Origin of the sequence: Mesorhizobium sp. STM 4661 (assembly GCF_000359125.1) — a bacterium.
GTDB lineage: Bacteria > Pseudomonadota > Alphaproteobacteria > Rhizobiales > Rhizobiaceae > Mesorhizobium.
Genome location: NZ_CAAF010000055.1, coordinates 73,528 through 89,217, shown reverse-complemented (window position 1 = coordinate 89,217; position 15,690 = coordinate 73,528). Strand labels below are relative to the sequence as shown.

The 15,690-nt window shown below is 62.4% G+C and carries 15 protein-coding genes; 12 read left to right on the top strand and 3 right to left on the bottom strand.

The genetic code is table 11. The features are described 5' to 3' along the window. Positions 1-412 (top strand): zinc-binding dehydrogenase (locus tag MESS4_RS18165; protein WP_036241544.1); only part of this gene is annotated, 412 nt, incomplete at its 5' end. A 255-nt stretch (positions 413-667) separates the two neighbouring features. On the opposite strand, the gene MESS4_RS18160 is transcribed toward MESS4_RS18165, so the two are convergent. After that, positions 668-1,606: an ornithine cyclodeaminase family protein gene (locus tag MESS4_RS18160; RefSeq protein ID WP_006333730.1), complete on the bottom strand. Its 939-nt coding sequence runs from the start codon at positions 1,604-1,606 to the stop codon at positions 668-670. Between the two features lie 350 nt (positions 1,607-1,956). Here MESS4_RS18160 and MESS4_RS18155 point away from each other — a divergent pair, with 350 nt between their 5' ends. The 4 genes from MESS4_RS18155 to MESS4_RS18145 are packed head-to-tail and all read left to right on the top strand — an operon-like array spanning position 1,957 to position 5,662. Continuing rightward, positions 1,957-2,772 (top strand): GNAT family N-acetyltransferase, encoded by an 816-nt coding sequence (locus MESS4_RS18155; RefSeq protein WP_244441157.1) that lies wholly within the window; start codon positions 1,957-1,959, stop codon positions 2,770-2,772. A 20-nt stretch (positions 2,773-2,792) separates the two neighbouring features. Then, the gene (locus MESS4_RS18150; RefSeq protein ID WP_036241561.1) at positions 2,793-3,962 is read left to right on the top strand and encodes an alanine racemase; all 1,170 of its coding nucleotides are present in this window, start codon (positions 2,793-2,795) and stop codon (positions 3,960-3,962) included. 57 nt (positions 3,963-4,019) lie between these two features. Then, a complete protein-coding gene (locus MESS4_RS33590; RefSeq protein ID WP_244441156.1) occupies positions 4,020-4,211 on the top strand; it encodes a hypothetical protein in 192 nt (63 codons plus the stop codon). Beyond that, positions 4,208-5,662 carry an aldehyde dehydrogenase family protein gene (locus tag MESS4_RS18145; RefSeq protein ID WP_036241543.1) on the top strand — a complete coding sequence of 485 codons (1,455 nt, stop codon included), beginning with the start codon at positions 4,208-4,210 and terminating at the stop codon, positions 5,660-5,662. The genes MESS4_RS33590 and MESS4_RS18145 overlap by 4 nt, the downstream gene beginning before the upstream one ends. Before the next feature lie 335 nt (positions 5,663-5,997). On the opposite strand, the gene MESS4_RS18140 is transcribed toward MESS4_RS18145, so the two are convergent. Next, on the bottom strand, positions 5,998-6,885 hold the full coding sequence (locus MESS4_RS18140; protein WP_006333723.1) for a phytanoyl-CoA dioxygenase family protein: 888 nt from the start codon (positions 6,883-6,885) through the stop codon (positions 5,998-6,000). A gap of 93 nt (positions 6,886-6,978) precedes the next feature. Between MESS4_RS18140 and MESS4_RS18135 the strand changes: the two genes are divergently transcribed. Next, entirely contained in the window at positions 6,979-7,884 is a 906-nt protein-coding gene (locus tag MESS4_RS18135) for a LysR family transcriptional regulator (RefSeq protein WP_006333722.1), read from the top strand. Here MESS4_RS18135 and MESS4_RS18130 read toward each other — a convergent pair. Further along, a complete protein-coding gene (locus tag MESS4_RS18130) occupies positions 7,881-8,801 on the bottom strand; it encodes a LysR substrate-binding domain-containing protein (RefSeq protein ID WP_006333713.1) in 921 nt (306 codons plus the stop codon). The two genes, MESS4_RS18135 and MESS4_RS18130, sit on opposite strands and share 4 nt — an antisense overlap. A gap of 250 nt (positions 8,802-9,051) precedes the next feature. Between MESS4_RS18130 and MESS4_RS18125 the strand changes: the two genes are divergently transcribed. The 6 genes from MESS4_RS18125 to metC are packed head-to-tail and all read left to right on the top strand — an operon-like array spanning position 9,052 to position 15,675. Continuing rightward, positions 9,052-10,626 (top strand): ABC transporter substrate-binding protein, encoded by a 1,575-nt coding sequence (locus MESS4_RS18125; RefSeq protein WP_006333712.1) that lies wholly within the window; start codon positions 9,052-9,054, stop codon positions 10,624-10,626. Positions 10,627-10,646: 20 nt separating this feature from the next. Then, the gene (locus tag MESS4_RS18120) at positions 10,647-11,582 is read left to right on the top strand and encodes an ABC transporter permease (protein ID WP_006333711.1); all 936 of its coding nucleotides are present in this window, start codon (positions 10,647-10,649) and stop codon (positions 11,580-11,582) included. Beyond that, entirely contained in the window at positions 11,579-12,499 is a 921-nt protein-coding gene (locus MESS4_RS18115) for an ABC transporter permease subunit (protein ID WP_006333710.1), read from the top strand. The genes MESS4_RS18120 and MESS4_RS18115 overlap by 4 nt, the downstream gene beginning before the upstream one ends. Next, positions 12,496-13,494 (top strand): ABC transporter ATP-binding protein, encoded by a 999-nt coding sequence (locus MESS4_RS18110; RefSeq protein WP_006333709.1) that lies wholly within the window; start codon positions 12,496-12,498, stop codon positions 13,492-13,494. Before MESS4_RS18115 ends, MESS4_RS18110 begins: the two co-directional genes overlap by 4 nt. After that, positions 13,491-14,492, top strand: a complete 1,002-nt coding sequence (locus tag MESS4_RS18105; RefSeq protein ID WP_006333708.1) for an ABC transporter ATP-binding protein — start codon at positions 13,491-13,493, stop codon at positions 14,490-14,492. The genes MESS4_RS18110 and MESS4_RS18105 overlap by 4 nt, the downstream gene beginning before the upstream one ends. After that, on the top strand, positions 14,482-15,675 hold the full coding sequence (metC, locus tag MESS4_RS18100; protein WP_051070894.1) for a cystathionine beta-lyase: 1,194 nt from the start codon (positions 14,482-14,484) through the stop codon (positions 15,673-15,675). Before MESS4_RS18105 ends, metC begins: the two co-directional genes overlap by 11 nt. The last annotated feature ends 15 nt before the right edge of the window (positions 15,676-15,690 follow it).

Here is a 15,690-nt window from a genome sequence, read left to right as displayed (position 1 = left end):
AAAAAAGCTCGGCGTCCAGCATGTCGTCGATGCGTCCAAGGAAAAGCTGCGCGAAATCATGCCGGCGCTCGGCATGACCGAGGGTTTTGACGTCGGCCTGGAAATGTCGGGTGCGGCACCTGCCTTCCGCGACATGATCGACACCATGAACAATGGCGGCAAGATCGCCATCCTCGGCATTGCGCCGACCGGCTTCGAGATCGACTGGAACAAGGTCATCTTCAAGATGCTGCATCTGAAGGGCATCTACGGCCGCGAGATGTTCGAGACCTGGTACAAGATGATTGCGCTGGTGCAAGGCCCACTGGATGTCAGCGGCCTGATCACCCACCGTATCGGCATCGACGATTTCCAGGCCGGGTTTGATGCCATGCGCAGCGGCAGTTCCGGCAAGGTGGTGATGGATTGGTAGGCGGCGCTCGGGGCTCGCCTCCAAGGCTCGCCATCTGCGGGCATGAACCTCCAGGGCAGAATTCTGATAGCGACGATGACGCTGGTTTCTCACTCAGGGCTATCGAATTTGGGACTTGGTTGCGATGTGGTCGTTGGCGGTGGGCTGGAGTCTTGAGCTCATGCGGCGCCTTGAAGCACGGCTCGGCTGTATAGGTTTTTTTCCAGTGCAGCGGAAAAAAACCGTCGGGGCTGGGACCTGTCGGTGCCAAGCCGATCAGTGGTGGGACGCTTTCGCGCGGATCAGCGCCTCGGCCACGTAGAGGTCCTGCAGGGAAATTCCAGAACTGTCGAAGACCGTGATGTCATTGTCGAAGCGGCGTCCGGGGGCACGCCTTTCAATGACGTCGCCGATTGGCGTTATCGCAAGCAGGCCGGCGTCGATCTCGTCGCGCACATGTTGGAACTCGCCGATCTGGACGGACTGGGAAAGCAGATCACAAAAGAGACGTGCCCTGGAAAATAGTTCTCTCGGCAATTCGCACTTGCCCGGAGCATCCGACCCCATGCTGACGACATGGGTTCCGGGTCCCACCCAATCGGCATCGAACAGCGGTTCGCGGGCGGGTGTCGCCGTCACCACGATGTCGGCCGCGCGCACGGCTTCTTCTGGCAAGGTTGCGCGCGCCTCCAGGCCCCTTTTCCCGATCTGATCGAGAAAAGCGTCGCGCCGTGGTGAAGGCCGGGCGACGACCAGCACGGTTTCGATTGGGCGGATGCGTGCCAGCGCCATCACTTCGAAGCCCGCCTGGTTGCCGGCGCCGAATATCACCAGAACCTTGGCTTGCTTGCGCGCAAGAAAATCGGCAGCAACCGCGTCGGCTGCGGCCGTCCTGTAGGCGTTGACCTTCCCGGCCTCGATAACGGCGCGGAGCCGACCTGAATGCTGATCGAGCAGAACGATTGTGGAGTTGTGGCGGGGAAGGCCGCGTGCCGGGTTGCCAGACCAGAAGGAGCCGATTTTCACTCCGGTCAGGTCGTCCGACGACCCGGATTTGATAGAGAAGGTATTGCTCGCCTCCCGTGTGCGCCCGATCACAGCAGGGAAGACCCAGCTCTGCCCCGATGCTGCTGCCACGAGAGCCTCCCGCGCCGCCTCGAAGGCAAGTTCATGGGTGACAAGGGCGGCTGACTCTTCTTCGCTGATGTAGATCATCCAAAATTCCTCCTGAGCACTAAGCAGCTCATCGCTAGGGGAGTGCGGCTATGCTTTGCAGAGGATGAGATGCATCCGTTGTGAATGGTGCGGACGTCACGCTGTTCGCGGGACGACCACGTGGGGCGCTTCAAGCTGCCACACATTCCTCGCCCGATTTAAGCAGTTTGGCATGCCGAGGAACTGCTTAAAACGAATAATCCCGCTGAATTGAAGGGGCAAAACAGCAGCGAAATCTGTCAGTTGGAGGCGACTCTGAGCGAGTTCAATCTGACTTGGGACCAAATGACAGCGCTGCACTCATGACCATAGAGCATGACAGAGACAACGTCAGCACTCCGATCGAGCTGATGAAACTGGAAACCCGCCATTTGCCGGGCGCGCTGATGCTGTCACAGGAAATGGGCTGGCCCTATCGCCTGGAGGATTGGGAATTTGCGGCGATGGTGGGCAATGGTCTGGTCCTCGAGCGGGCAGGACAGCTGATTGGGACTGCTATGTCCTGGAACTACGGACAGGCCTATGCCACGGCCGGGATGATCATAGTCACTGGCTCGGCGCAAGGCGGCGGCAACGGCGCCCGCCTATTTGATGGATTGCTTCAGGCGACACGCGGTCGCAACGTGCTGCTCAATTCGACTGATGAGGGGCTCGCGCTCTATAAGCGGCGCGGCTTCACTGCCTGGGGCACTGTACTTCAGCATCAGGGCCAACTGACTGTTGCCGTGACCCAGACTACCACTGGCATCCGTCAAGCGACGGTCTCTGACCTCGCGGCGATCCAGGCTTTCGACGAACGGGCCATGGGCATGCCCCGGTCGTTGTTGGTGGCGGCGCTTGCCAATGCGGGCAAGGTCGTCGTTATCGAGCGCGCGGGGCGGGTTGCAGGCTACGCCATCGCCAGGAAGTTCGGCCGCGGCTATGTCGTCGGCCCCTGTGCGGCCGAAAGCGTGGAGGACGCGCGGCTTTTGATCTTGGCGCAGCTTTCTAAGCTTCACGGTCAATTTGTTCGCATCGACGTCTATGCCGAAGATGGATTGGGCGACTGGCTTGAGAGTCTTGGCCTGCAGCGATCCGGTGCTGCGACCGCCATGGTCAAAGGACAACGACCCGTCGCCGAGGGACTAGCCCATATGTATGCGTTGGCAAACCAATCGTTCACTTAGGAAACGAGATTATGAACAAGATGGCGGCAAACCTTGCAGTGCGTGAGACGGCTAGGACGATCGACGCCCTGGTGACCCCGACGCTGCTCCTGGACGGCGGTCGGCTCGAACGCAACATTCAACGGCTGGCTGAGCGTGCCAAGAAGCTTGGCGTGGTGCTGCGCCCGCATATGAAGACGGCCAAAAGCATCGACGTCGCCCGATATGCGTTCCCTCGCGAGCCCGGTCCGATCACGGTCTCGACCATCGCCGAGGCGGAGTATTTCGCGGACCACGGCTTTCGCGACATCACTTATGCGGTCGGCATCTCGCCGGCTTCGGCCAGGCGCGCCATGGAGCTTTGTCGCCGTACCGGCGCTGATGTGAAGCTGTTGCTCGATACTGTGGAGCAGGCCGATGTCTTGGCCGACGCGCGCCAAGCCACCGGCATGACGCCATCGGTCTTCATCGAACTGGACTGCGATGACCATCGCGGCGGATTGAAGCCGGACGACCCGAGATTGCCCGACGTGGCCAGCAGGGTCGTCGCTGCCGGTGCCAAGCTCGTCGGGGTTCTCGCTCATGCGGGCGAATCCTACGGCTTGAACACGCCCGATGCACTGGTCAGGGCAGCGGAGAACGAGCGTTCAGCCACCGTGCGCGCAGCTGAGATCTTGCGCGCCCACGGCCATGCCTGCCCGATCGTCAGCGTCGGCTCGACGCCGACAGCGCATTTCGCCCAGAATCTCAAGGGTGTCACGGAGTTGCGCGCCGGGGTCTACATGTTCTTCGATCTCGTCCAGCACGGGGTTGGGGTCTGCGACCGCGACGATATCGCGATTTCCGTACTGGCCACGGTGATCGGCCCGAAGCCGGAAAAGGGATGGGTGCTGGTCGACGCCGGGTGGATGGCGCTTTCGCGCGACCGGGGAACCGCAAACCAGCAGATCGATCAGGGTTACGGCGTGGTCTGCGACGAAAAGGGGCGGGTGCTTGACGATGTGATCGTGGCCCAGGCCAGCCAGGAACACGGTATCCTCGCCATTCGTGCTGGCTCTGGAAAGTCCATGCCTGAGTTGCCGCTCGGGTCTCGAGTGCGGATTCTCCCCAACCATGCGTGTGCGATGGCGGCCCAGCATGATTTCTATAGCGTCGTTAACGGCGAGAGCCCAAAGATTGAAGCGCGTTGGGAGCGGATGCGCGGCTGGTAGGCGCGCAACTATGCCTTGGATGCCGCCCCACTCAAATCAGCACTGGTGGTCAAGAAAATGAAGTTTACCTCTTACGGGCTGGATATGTCGACGCCGATAGGCAGCACCATGACTGATGTCATGGATGGGCGCCCCGACTTGAATCCCTGGAAGGATTTCAACTGGCCGGCGATCCCCGGCTATTTCGGGCGTCCCTGGTTCCTGCCGGTTCTCGGCGCCTATTACCGCATGAAGGACCTTGTCGGCTGATGACGCCCCTCGAACACCTGTCGCGCAACGGCCACCTGGACAAGTTCTTCATCGATGGTCAGTGGGTCGAGCCGAGCGGCACCGCCAAGGGCGTCGTCATCAATCCCGCCACAGAAGAGGTTGTGAGCCAGTTTCCGTTTGGCAATAGCGGGGACGTGGACGCAGCCGTTTCAGCGGCCCGCCGGGCGTTCCCCAGCTGGAGCCGTACCAAGCCGGAATACCGCGCGGGTCTGCTCGATCGCCTGCAAGTGCTGCTCGAGGCGCGCGGCGAACTGCTGGCTCAATGCCTGAGCCTCGAAATGGGCGCGGCGATCGGCTATGCGCGCAGCGCCCAGGTGCCGCTGGCGATCGCGCATGTTAAGGTTGCGCGTGATGTGCTGACAGCCTTTACCTTCGTCAAGCAGCGGGGGCAAACGGCCGTCACCTACGAACCGATCGGTGTCTGCGCACTGATTACTCCGTGGAACTGGCCGCTTTACCAGATCACCGCCAAGGTTTCGCCGGCGCTCGCGGCAGGCTGCACGATCGTGCTGAAGCCAAGCGAGCTTTCTCCCCTGGACGCCCTGCTGTTCGCCGAGGCGATCGAGGAAGCCGGTTTCCCGACTGGGGTGTTCAACCTCGTGCAAGGTTACGGTCCGGGCGTGGGTGCTGGTCTCGCCTCCCATCCCGATGTCGACATGATTTCCATTACCGGCTCCACCCGCGCTGGCATTGCGGTGGCCCAGGCGGCAGCGCCGACTGTGAAACGTGTCGCGCAGGAGCTGGGTGGCAAGTCACCAAATGTGATCCTGCCGGACGCCGATCTCGATCGCGGGGTTTCTCTGGGCATAGCCGCCGCCTTCCGCAATCTCGGCCAGTCATGCAGCGCCCCGACGCGCATGATCGTACCACGCGTGCTGCTGTCCGAGATCGAGGCAATCGCCAAGAGGGTCGCAGCCGAGATCGTCGTTGGCGATCCTCTTTGCGAAGCCTCAACGCATGGTGCAATCGCCAACCGTGCCCAATTCGACCGCATTCAAACCATGATCGGCGTCGGCATCTCGGAAGGCGCGAAGCTTCTGACCGGCGGAGCGGGTCGGCCGGGCGGTTTGGATGTCGGGCTCTATGTAAAGCCGACCATCTTTTCCGACGTGCACACGCATATGCGTATTGCGCAGGAAGAGGTCTTCGGGCCGGTTCTCTGCATCATCCCCTACGATACAGTCGACGAGGCCGTCACCATCGCCAACGATACGGTCTACGGGTTAGGAGCCCATGTGCAGGGCAAGGACTTGGACGTCATCAGGGACGTCGCGTCGCAGATCCGTTCCGGTCAGGTGCATCTCAACTACCCGGCCTGGGATCCGCACGCGCCGTTTGGCGGATTCAAGCAGTCCGGAAACGGACGCGAATATGGGGTCGAGGGCATGCTGGAATATCTCGAGGTCAAATCCATCCTCGGCTATTTCTAGGCCGCATCTTCGCCAGGCGCAGAGGCGCGCCGGCGGCGCCATCCATGCCAGTAGGCCGCCTTCAATGGGCACCTCCGCATTCAGGCACTATCTTCGCATTATTCCGTCTCGCGTGGCGCCACCTCGCGGCGCGCCTTGGACGCGGTCGGGTGCCGCCGGGATGCCCAGCGGGTCAATCCGTCCGAGACCGGCGAACCGCTCGGCCGGTCCTTGTCGGGAGGCCGTCCGTGGCATCGTTCCTTTTGTTCACGTCAGTGCCGTGAGGCGCAGAGGGTGGGTTTGACAACATCAAGTTCGGGCGCGATCGCGATTTCGCGCTTTTGGAATTTCCGTTTTCAACATTGATGGTGCGCACTACCGTTGTCCGGCGCGGCCTGCTTCTCCCAAAGGACGGGGAACAGCGGATGGACCATCGGCGACCCGGCGGGAAGCTCTTCCTCGAGACCGGGAAAGTGCGGGGATGTTCTCCAACGCCGGGGCGCGTGGGTGATGTCGTCACCCATGAAGCGGATCGAGAGAACCCGTCGGCGGCCCGTGCTGACACCGGCCGCCGCGTGGAGCGCAAGCATGTGGAAGAAGACGGCATCGCCGGGCTCGAGTTCCCAGCCTATGATGTTGAATGCCGAGCGGTCGGCTTCGATGTCCGGCAGGTCCGCAAGGCTGCCTTCCGGGAACCACATTGCCTCGCTCGACATGAACGATCGCGGCATCAGCCAGGGGCCCGCATGCGTGCCGGCGATGAACTCGAGGGTCGCGGCACGGGCAACCTTGTCCATCGGTGCCCAGACGCTGCAATTCTGCTTTCCTTCGATGTTGTAGTAGGGCTGATCCTGATGCCATGGGGTTTTGGCACGGGTGTTCGGCTCCTTGACCAGCAGATGGTCATGGAAAAGGCGTACCGCATCGCAGTCCATCAGCAGACCCGCGGCTGCGGCGGCGGCCGAGTTGAAGATAAAGTCATGATAGCTGCGGTTCGTCTGCCAGTTGCAAAAATCCTCGATGAAGTAGCCGGGGTCGTCGGGGCGGCTTGCGACATTCGCGCGCTCGCTGGGCGCAGCCATGTTGGCAGCGATGCCGGCGCGGCAAAGCTCCACCTCGTCCGGCAAAAAGATTCCCCGCAAGCACACTGCGCCGTCGCAGCGATAGGCCTCGATTTCGGCCGGTCCCACGACTTGCCGCGCGCGTTCGGTGGCGCGTTGCTTCAACAATTCGACCGTCTCCATGTCCCGCTCTCCGCTGTTTCACTGGTTGTCAGGCTATGTTAGACGGGAAAGGGAAATAGCAGGAAGTAAATTCCCCGAAAGCATGATTAGGCAATGCCTATACCATTCACCCTGCGCCAGCTGGAATACTTCGTGGCAGTCGCCGAACGGGGCAGCGTCACGGCCGCCGCCGCCGCCCGCAACGTCTCGCAACCGTCGGTCTCGGTAGCGATTTCAGAGTTGGAAGCGATACTCGGCCGCGCGTTGTTCATGCGCCAGGCTGGGCAGAGACTGGCGATTACACCGGCCGGGCGCCGGCTGCTGGTCGAGGCCCGAACCACCCTGGCCTCAGCGTCACGCATCGCCAGCTTCGACCACGACTCCTTGGAGAATGCCGAGGTTTCGATCACATCCTTTCGTGATCTTGGATCGATTTATCTGCCCAAGCTGCTCACTGGACTTGCGAGGCATCACCCGACGCTGACGTATCGACTGGCAGAAGGCGACCTGGCAGAGGTCGTGGCCCAAATTCGCGATGGCCGCAGCGAGGTGGCAATCACCTACGACATCGACTTGCAGCGCCACGGAATCGCGCGGCATGTGATTGACCGGTTGTCGCCACATGTCCTGCTGTCAGTGCATCATCCTCTCGCCATGGCCGAGCGGGTCAACCTCGAAAGTCTTGTGGCAGAGCGCGTCATCATCGAAAATTTTCCGGTAACGCTTGACTATTTCGTCCAGATGTTTCGCAAGCGCCGGCTGGACATTAAGTCAATCCAGCTTGTGCCGAGCTTCGAAATGCAGCGCGGACTTGTCGCGAATGGCTGGGGTGTGGGCCTGTCCTGCGTCAGACCAGAGCCCGACATCAGCTATGATGGCGAATTGCTCATCTGCCGTCCCATCGCCAGCCAGGAGCCGATGCAAGCGGTGGTCGTGGCCCATCTCGGCGAGGAGACGCTGTCGATGCCGGCGCGGCGTTTCATCGATCTCGCACGCACCGCGATGAGCAGATCCTTTTAAGAACATTGGCGCCACGGGCCGTTTTCGTCCAGCTGGATCAAACTCTCCCGTTCGCGGCAAAGGGCTTCGACCATCTGCTCCACCACCCATGACCGCTTCTTGGGTGGAAACAGCATCAATGTCCTGAAGTGGATGGCCGGTCTGAACGGTTTGAGAATGAGACCGCGTTCGACATAGCCCGCCGCGTTGATGGGGTCGACGATGCCGCAGCCGTTGCCAGCGAGGACCAGCGCACAGATCGTCGAGGAATAGGCCGTTTCCACCACAACGCGTGGGGAGACACCGTGTTTCGCAAAGATGGCTTCCGCTTCCCGGCGCGTCGTGTCTTCGGGCGCGAGGGCAACAAAGGGCAACTGATCGAGGTCCGAAGGCTCGATCACGTCCTTGTGCCGCAGGGGATGGCCAGGCTGGAGGGCCAGCATCGCGCGAACATCGGCAAAAGGCAAAGCCTCCACGCCGCTCTTGTTGATCTCGTCCGCAGTGATGGCCAGGTCAAGGTGGTTGGACGCCACGAGGTCGCGGATGGCCGAGGATTCTCGAACGACGAATGAGATTACAATCTCGGGGTTTTTTCTGCGGAATCGACCGATGGCCCTGGGAACCAGATTCGTGCTGAAGGCGGAAAGGCAGGCGATGCGAAGATCGCCTGACCCGAAGTCGCGGATCCGCGCCGCCGCACTACGCAGCTTCGCAATGCCGGCCAGCGATATCTCGACCTCGCGAAAGAAGAGTTGCCCTTCGGCACTCGGGATCAGGCGCCCCTTTTCCCGGTCGAACAGCTTGAAGCCGATCGACCTCTCCAGCGATATGATGGCCTTGCTGATCGCGGGCTGCGAAACGCCGAGAAGTTCGGCGGCGCGCGAGGTCGTGCCGTAGGTCATGACGGCCTGATATGCCTCGATCTGCTGAACATCCATGTGCCTAACCCATAACTAATTGGCATAGAAGCCGGTGACCTTAGTATTAGACAGCGAAGGATGTGCGATGTCAAAGTATGAAGATCAACTGGGGAAGGCTGCTGACGGTATCGTCCGAACGGAATCGCATGCGGTTCGTCTCGGCAGAGCCCACCAATCTGCGGGTCACGAACGTCTCCGATTGCCGTCGGCGGTGGCAGGCCTGCCTGTCCAAGGAAAAATGATCAACAAGAAACAAGGAGTAAGGCCAATGACACTGACACGCCGCCATTTGATGACGACGCTCCTGACCACCCCTGTGGCGTTGGGGCTGCAAGGTGTGTTTACGGCCGCGCTGGCCGAGGGTCTGACGGGCAGGCTGCGTGTTGCAGCAGGCAAGGCCTCGGCCAATCTTGATGCCCGCGACTATGTGGCGCTGTTTCACCTGCAGGATCTGATCTACGAACCGCTGGTGCGCTACGGCGTCGGCGGCACGCCCGTGCCATGCCTTGCCGAGTCGTGGAGCTCTTCGGGAGACGAAAAGAAGGTCACGTTCAAGCTGCGCCAGAACGTCAGCTTCTCCGACGGAACACCCTTCAACGCCGATTCGGCCATCTGGAATCTGAAACTCTGGCTGGGGATCGAGGACAACTCCTGGATCAACGCCTCCAAGTATTTCGCGGGCATCCGGAAGATCGACGACGCCACGATCGAGATCGCGTTTTCGCAACCGGTGCCCGGCCTGATGTACGAGCTGAGCTATGTCCGGCCGGTGCGCTTCCTGTCGCCCGATTCCGTCGATGCCGAGGGCAAGATGATCGCCCCGGTCGGCACCGGGCAATGGATCGCGAAGGAAAATTCCGACTCCGGCAGCCTGTTCGTGCGCAATGACGCCTACTGGGGCGAAAAGTCGACGCTTGCCGAGATCGAGATCATCGTGATGCCCGATGCGCGATCCCGTGTCGATGCGATGCGCGCGGGCGACCTCGACGTCGTGGGTGGCGACTATCTGGCCGGGCTTACATCGCGGGAAGCGGACACCTTGCGCCGGGCGGGGCTGAACGTCTTCACCAACCAAAGCTCCATCACCATGGTTCTTTCCTACAATCCCGAAAGAAATGCGGCACTTGCCGATCAGGCCGTCCGGCAGGCGATCGATATCGGCTTTGACCGGGTTGCCATCGCGGATGTCATGTTCAACGGTGACGCCGAGCCGGCGGGAAACCTGTTCGGACCCACCGTGCCGATGTCGGGCACGCCGCGCGATGCTTCGGTTCGCGACGTGGAGGCGGCCAGGCAAATCCTGGAGGCGGCCGGCTGGACGGGCGCGCCGTTCCGGTCGAAGGGCGGCCAGAAACTGGCGGTGGACCTGCTGGTGTCCGACGAGCACATCCCCGGGTCGAAGGCGATTGCCGAAATCCTGCAACAGCAGCTTGGGGAAATCGGGGTCGAGGTCACGGTCCGCCTGGTCGACTATGCCTCCCGGCATTCCGAAATCCCCAAGCGGGCCTTCGACATGGCGATCTTCCAGACCTACGGGGCGCCTTACGATCCGTTCGGGACCGTGACGCTGATGTTCCTGACGACGATCGAAAGCGGCTCGGACGGCAAGATCGCGCTTGATCCCGGCCTGGACGCGCTGATCATGGCGGCGACCGAAGCGGTCGGCGCCGACGCGCAGATGGCGGCGCTGCAGGCCTTTTATGACGTTCTGCGGGAAAAGACCTACTTTGCGCCGATCCTGTACCGCCCGACCTATTGGGCGACATCCCAGAGGGTCAAGGGTTTCACGGTTCCGCCCTCGGACTATGACTTCCCGTATCGGGGCATCACCCTGTCGCAGTAGCTCTTGCCGGAAAGACCGTCATGTCCGCATATCTCGCGCGCCGTCTGCGCAACTCTCTCCTGCTGCTGGTGATCGCGTCGGTCCTGTGTTTCGGACTGGTTGTCGCCGCCCCCGGCAACGTCGCGCAGATGGTCGCCGAACTGCGGTTCCCCGGCGCTCCCAAGGAAATGGTGGACCGGATCGCCGAAGAACTCGGCATCAATGATCCGGTCCCGCTCCGCTACTGGAACTGGCTGCGCGGCGTCACCCGGGGAGATTTCGGCATCGGCTATATCACCGGCGAAGATGTTGGAAAGTCGATCCGGGACAGGCTTCCTACCACGATCAAGCTGGTGCTCGGCGGCAGCATCGTGACGATCATCCTGTCGTCGGTCATGGGGCTGATCGGCGCGGCACGGCCGGCGCGGATGCCGGATCAGGCTGTCCGGTTTCTGGCGCTCCTGGGCGCCTCGACACCGGTGTTCTTCGGTGGTGCCATTCTGATCCTGGTGTTCGGCGTCCTGCTGCAATGGTTGCCCACCTACGGCGACCGGTCGTTGCAGAGCTGGATCCTGCCGTCGGTCACCATTGCCCTGTCCTCGGCTGCCGTGCTGTCGCGCGTGCTGCGGATCGGCATATCCGAAGCCATGACGCGCCCCTATGTGCTGACGGCCCGCGCCAAGGGCGCCCCGATGCTGCGCATCATGCTGCTGGATGCGCTGCCGAACGCGGTGCCCGCCTATGTCAGCGCGCTGGGCAACATGATCGGCGCCATGACCATCGGGGCCATCATCGTGGAACCGCTTTTTGCCTTGCACGGCATCGGGGAGTTGTTCGTCGCGGGAATCCGGTCAAGGGATTTCATGGTGATGCAGGCCTGCCTTCTGGTCTTTGTCCTTTACGTCACCCTGGTCAATCTGGCGGCAGACCTGGTGATGATCGCGGTCGATCCCAAACTGCGGAGGCAGTTCGCATGAAACGCATCCTCTTTTCCATCGGCGAAGCGATCGGCAGGTTTCCGAAATCGGCATTGATCGGGGTGGGTCTGGTCTTTCTTCTGGGCATCGTCGGACCGTGGATCGTGCCCTATGACCCCAGCGCCCAGGATCTGACCGCGCGACTGACCGGCCCGTCGGCCGAACATTGGCTTGGAACCGACCATATCGGCCGTGACCTGCTGTCGCGGCTGGTGGCGGCGGCGCGGACCACGGTGATCGCGATGACCATCGTGGTCACCTGCAAGCTGGTGATCGGCGTGACCCTTGGCACCTTTGCCGGTTTCGCCGGCGGCCGGGTCGACGAGGTCATCATGCGGTTTGTCGAGGTTTTCATGGCGCTGCCCTCGCTGATCATCGCGCTAGCGGTCATCGGCATCCTGGGAACCGGCTACTGGAACATGGTGCTGGCGCTGGTGCTGGCCTTCTGGTCGGGGTCAACCCGGGTGGCCCGCGGCGTCGCCATCGGCGTGCTGAACCGTCCGCACATGGAGGCGCTGCGCGTGCTGGGGGCCAGCCCGCTGCGCATCTATTTCCGCCATCTGCTGCCGGCAACGCTGGGCATGGTGCTGGTCTATGTGTCGGCCGATGCAGGCGCGGTGGCGTTGGCGATTGCCACGCTGTCCTTCCTCGGCCTCGGCATCCAGCCGCCCACGCCGGAATGGGGCCAGATGTTGGTCGATGCCCTGCCCTATCTGGACAGCAACCCCTGGCTGGTCATCCTTCCCGGGCTGGCCCTAACCGGGGTGGTCATCAGTTTCAACCTGATGGGCGAGGCCATCGCCCTGAACCGCATCCCGGTTGAGCTGCGCGGCAAGCCGCTGAAACGCAGCCATCTGATCGCCGCAACCTGGCAGACGCAGACCGCCGATGATGCAGAAAAGAATGTGAAAGCATGACCACGCAGAATGTTGTCGAGGTCAGCGACCTGAGCGTCGATCTGTTGACCAAGGGCGGAGCCCTGCGGCCGGTCGACAGGGTCAGCTTTGCGGTCGGGCGCGGCGAAACGCTGGCGGTTGTCGGCGAAAGCGGGTCGGGCAAGACGGTGATGAACTTTGCACCGCTTGGCCTGATGCCGGTCGGGGTGGCCGTCCAGATCAGCGGGTCTTTCAGGATCGGCGGCGTGGAAATCGCCGGAATGGCCGAAAACCGGCTGCGCCATATCCGGGGCAGGTCGGTCGGTGTCATCTTTCAGGATCCGATGAGCGCCCTCAACCCCCTGCGCCGCATTGGCCGGCAGATTGCGGAAGTCGCCGAGAGGCAACGCGGCCTGACCACCATGCAGGCCGAAAGACAGGCCGAGGACCTGCTGGCGCTGGTCGGGATGTCGGACCCGGCGCAGCGGATGAAACAATATCCGCATGAACTGTCCGGCGGGCTGCGGCAGCGGGCGATGATTGCCAGCGCGATTGCCGGCGAGCCGCCCCTGCTGATCGCCGACGAGCCGACCACCGCGCTGGACGTGACGATCCAAGCGCAGATCCTCGCGTTGTTGCAGAGCCTGCAGAAGAAGCTGAACATGGGCATCGTGCTGATCACCCACGACATGGGCGTCGTCGCGTCGATGGCGCACCGGGTCGCCGTCATGTATGCCGGGCGGATCGTCGAATTCGGCGACGTGGCCGATGTGCTGGTCACCCCCCGGCACCCCTATACGCTGGGCCTCGTCAATGCCATTCCGCGCGAAGAAGACCTGTCCGGGTCACCCTTTCGTGGCATCCCCGGCCTGCCGCCGACCATGGGCGCGCCGGTTGAGGCCTGCGCCTTTGCGCCGCGATGCGATGTCGTGATGCCGGTCTGCCGCACCCGACGACCGCCGCTTCAGGCGCTGCCGCAATCGTCGGTTCTGGTGGCCTGCCCGGTCGGGATCGCGCAGGCGGGGCAACGGCCATGACCCCCGTTCTGAACGTCAGCAATCTGACCACCCGCTTCAAAAGCCGCGAGCGGAACAAGTGGATCACCGCCGTCGATGATGTCTCGATCCAGATCGGCGCGGGCGAGATCGTCGGTCTGGTGGGCGAGTCCGGCTGCGGCAAATCCTCGCTCGGGCGAACGATTGTCGGGCTGGAGCGGCAGCAGCAGGGCCATGTGGTGCTGGACGGCACCGATCTGGCCAGCCTTTCCGGGCGGGCACTGCGCGAGCGCCGCCGCGCGATCCAGTATATCTTCCAAGACCCCTATGCCAGCCTGTCCGAATGGCAGACCGTCGGCGAGACCCTGACCGAATCCTTCGTGATCGCGCAAAAGGTGTCGCCGGACCAGTATGATGCGCGGGCGACGCGGCTGCTGGATCAGGTCGGCCTTCCCACCCAGATGAAAGACCGCTTTCCGCGCGAACTGTCCGGCGGCCAGCGCCAGCGCGTGGCGATTGCGCGGGCGCTGGCGGTCGAGCCGTCGGTGCTGATCTGTGACGAACCCGTCTCGGCGCTGGATCTGTCGATTCGCGCGCAGGTCATGAACCTGTTTTTGGACCTGCGGCGCGACCTTGGCCTGGGCATCCTGTTCATCGCGCATGATCTGGCCTTGGTGCGACAGGCAGCGACCCGCGTCAATGTGATGTATCTGGGGCGTATCGTCGAGGAAGGGACCAGCGAACAGGTCCATCGCCATGCGCGACACCCCTACACAAGGGCCCTGCTGGCCTCGGTTCCGCAGGCCGATCCGCGCATCGCGGCCCGGAAGGGCTTTGTCACCCTGGCGGGCGAAATTCCTAGCCCGGTCAACCCGCCATCCGGCTGCCGCTTTCACACCCGCTGCCCGCTGGTGCAGGACATCTGCACCAGGGTGCCGCCTCCGGTGCAGGGCGAGGGCGGCCACCGCTTTGCCTGCCATTTCCGCTTCGCCGACGAGGTTCTGGATCAAATTCATCAAGGTTATGTCCATGCGGGATGAGACGCGCTGTGTGTCGCGTGTGGAGGTGAGCCTGAAGGGCTTTGACACCCTTGCTGTGCCCGTGTTCCGCGCGTCGACCATCCGCTATGCCGATGCGCAAAGCTTTGCGACGCGTTTCGAACGCGGCCCTGACGACTATGTGTATGGCCTCTATGGTACTCCCACGCACCGCTACCTCGAACAGAAGATCACGCAGATGGAAGCGGGCACACGCACGGTTCTGACGCCTTCCGGTCAAGCTGCGATCACATGCGCCATGTTGTGCGTTCTGGGAACCGGCGACCGCGTGCTGATCCCGGACAGTGCCTATGGCCCGGTGCGTGACTTTGCGGATCGAGAACTGTCCAAACTGGGCATCGCGGTCATCTATTACGACCCCTGCGACATGGCGGCGTTGACGCGCGAACTCGAAACGCCGACCCGATTGGTCTGGGTCGAAACGCCGGGTTCGGTGACGATGGAAGTGCAGGATGTTCCTGCAATCGTCGCCATCGCACGGGCCTGCGGCGCGTTGGTCGGGTGCGACAACACCTGGGCGTCACCCCTGAATTTCAAGCCGCTGGTCCATGGCGTCGATATTGTGGTCGAAGCGCTGAGCAAGCACTTTTCCGGTCACTCGGATGTGCTCATGGGATCGATCACGGTTTGCGACGAAAAGCTGGGGCTGGAACTGAAATCGTTCATCGGGCGCATGGGGATCAATGCCTCGCCAGACGATTGCGCCCTGGTCATGCGCGGAATCGAGACGATGGCGGTGCGTCTGAAACACGCGTCGGCGAATGGCATAAAGATTGCGCAGTGGCTGACCGAGCAGCCAGCGGTCGCCAGGGTTCTTCATCCGGCCTTGCCGGGTGATCCGGGGCATCACATTTGGCAGCGCGATTTTTCCGGCGCTGCCGGGGTGTTCAGCTTTGAACTGGACTCGTGCAGCAGCGCGAATGTTCTCGCGGCCCTCGACGCCTTGGAACTGATCTCGATCGGTGCATCCTGGGGAGGGACGAAAAGCCTTCTCGCGCCCGTCTCTGTCAAGGCGTTGCGGAGTGCCAGGCCATGGACAGGCACTGAATTCCTGCTGCGGCTCAGCGTCGGCATGGAAGCTTTCGATGACCTGTCCGACGATCTGGCGCGTTTTTTCGCGGCCTTGAAGCTGCGTGCGGTCACCGGGGCAGTTAGCGCAGCCTGACAGCGCGAACATCTT

Excerpts from the sequence above, each read along its gene's own strand:
- MESS4_RS18160 (WP_006333730.1), bottom strand. The coding sequence starts at position 1,606 with ATGATCTACATCAGCGAAGAAGAGTCAGCCGCCCTTGTCACCCATGAA.
- MESS4_RS18155 (WP_244441157.1), top strand. The coding sequence starts at position 1,957 with ATGAAACTGGAAACCCGCCATTTGCCGGGCGCGCTGATGCTGTCACAG.
- MESS4_RS18150 (WP_036241561.1), top strand. The coding sequence starts at position 2,793 with ATGGCGGCAAACCTTGCAGTGCGTGAGACGGCTAGGACGATCGACGCC.
- MESS4_RS33590 (WP_244441156.1), top strand. The coding sequence starts at position 4,020 with ATGAAGTTTACCTCTTACGGGCTGGATATGTCGACGCCGATAGGCAGC.
- MESS4_RS18140 (WP_006333723.1), bottom strand. The coding sequence starts at position 6,885 with ATGGAGACGGTCGAATTGTTGAAGCAACGCGCCACCGAACGCGCGCGG.
- MESS4_RS18135 (WP_006333722.1), top strand. The coding sequence starts at position 6,979 with ATGCCTATACCATTCACCCTGCGCCAGCTGGAATACTTCGTGGCAGTC.
- MESS4_RS18130 (WP_006333713.1), bottom strand. The coding sequence starts at position 8,801 with ATGGATGTTCAGCAGATCGAGGCATATCAGGCCGTCATGACCTACGGC.
- MESS4_RS18125 (WP_006333712.1), top strand. The coding sequence starts at position 9,052 with ATGACACTGACACGCCGCCATTTGATGACGACGCTCCTGACCACCCCT.
- MESS4_RS18120 (WP_006333711.1), top strand. The coding sequence starts at position 10,647 with ATGTCCGCATATCTCGCGCGCCGTCTGCGCAACTCTCTCCTGCTGCTG.
- MESS4_RS18115 (WP_006333710.1), top strand. The coding sequence starts at position 11,579 with ATGAAACGCATCCTCTTTTCCATCGGCGAAGCGATCGGCAGGTTTCCG.
- MESS4_RS18110 (WP_006333709.1), top strand. The coding sequence starts at position 12,496 with ATGACCACGCAGAATGTTGTCGAGGTCAGCGACCTGAGCGTCGATCTG.
- MESS4_RS18105 (WP_006333708.1), top strand. The coding sequence starts at position 13,491 with ATGACCCCCGTTCTGAACGTCAGCAATCTGACCACCCGCTTCAAAAGC.
- metC (WP_051070894.1), top strand. The coding sequence starts at position 14,482 with ATGCGGGATGAGACGCGCTGTGTGTCGCGTGTGGAGGTGAGCCTGAAG.